Genomic DNA, 1,021 nt, shown 5'->3' with positions numbered 1-1,021 from the left:
ACGAGCAGGTGGACGTGGTCGTGTTCGCCGTTGAACTCGCGGAGTTCGGCCTCGAAACTGTCGCACACCTCGATCATGATGTCTTCGCAGCGGCGCAGCATCGCGTCGTCGAACACATTTCTGCGATATTTGGTGACAAAGACCAGATGGATATGCATCGCGGAAACCACGTGTCTGCCTCGTCGATATTCTATTTCCTGGCTCATAGGCCAGATGATAATGTGTTCGAGCATTGAGACGTGAGCGTCCCATAAACGAGGGGGTGTTGCGCATGCTGGCGGGCCGGAAGTACCGCCTGGAGTTCGACTTCGGGCAGCGGGCGTTCGCCGAAAGGCTGGGTGGGATCTGCCGGGCTGTGTGGAACACCGGTCTCGAGCAACGGCGGGATTACCGGCGGCGCGGGGAGTGGATCAACTATGCCGAGCAGTGCGGGCAACTCGCCGAAGCTAAGAAGGACCCGTACTGCGACTGGCTCGCCGACGCCCCCGCCCAGGTGATCCAGCAGTCCCTCAAGGACCTGGACGAGGCGTGCCGCAAGCATGGCACGTGGAAGGTGCACTGGAAGTCGAAGGCGAAGTGGCGGCCCTCGTTCCGGTTCCCCACCGCCGGACACCTGCCCGTAGAGCGGATCGCCCGAAAGTGGGGGCGGGTGTTCCTGCCCAAGTTCGGGTGGGCGCGGTTTCGGATGTCGCGCCCGCTCGGGGGTACCGTGAAGTCCGCGACCGTGTCCCGGGACGGCAGGCACTGGTTCATCAGCTTCCTGCTCGACGACGGGATCGCCGAGCGTGAGAAACACGCGTGCTCTGAATGGGCAGGCGTGGACCGGGGGGTGGTCACGGCCGCCGTGACCTCGGATGGGGAGTTCTTCGACCGCCGCCACGCCGGAACCGGCGCAGTCTCCTCCAGACAACTGCCACGGGAGACGAAACAGGACCGGAAAGACGACCTCGGGTATCTGTCGCCCGGCGAAGCCAACCGGTGTCTACGGCTGCAACGGCAACTCGCCCGCACGAAGAAGGGA

The 1,021-nt window shown here is 63.9% G+C and carries 2 protein-coding genes; one reads left to right on the top strand and one right to left on the bottom strand.

The window, feature by feature from the left end; translation table 11 throughout:
- Positions 1-206 (bottom strand): IS200/IS605 family transposase (tnpA, locus tag ACFOY2_RS54670; RefSeq protein WP_379536114.1); only part of this gene is annotated, 206 nt, incomplete at its 3' end.
- A gap of 65 nt (positions 207-271) precedes the next feature.
- Here tnpA and ACFOY2_RS54665 point away from each other — a divergent pair.
- A partial coding sequence (locus ACFOY2_RS54665; RefSeq protein ID WP_379536113.1) for an RNA-guided endonuclease InsQ/TnpB family protein occupies positions 272-1,021 on the top strand: 750 nt, incomplete at its 3' end.

The sequence above is a fragment of the Nonomuraea purpurea genome (assembly GCF_042650645.1).
Taxonomy (GTDB): Bacteria; Actinomycetota; Actinomycetes; order Streptosporangiales; family Streptosporangiaceae; genus Nonomuraea; species Nonomuraea purpurea.
The sequence above is the reverse complement of the archived record's forward strand: the minus strand, read 5'-3'. Positions and strand labels throughout refer to the sequence as shown.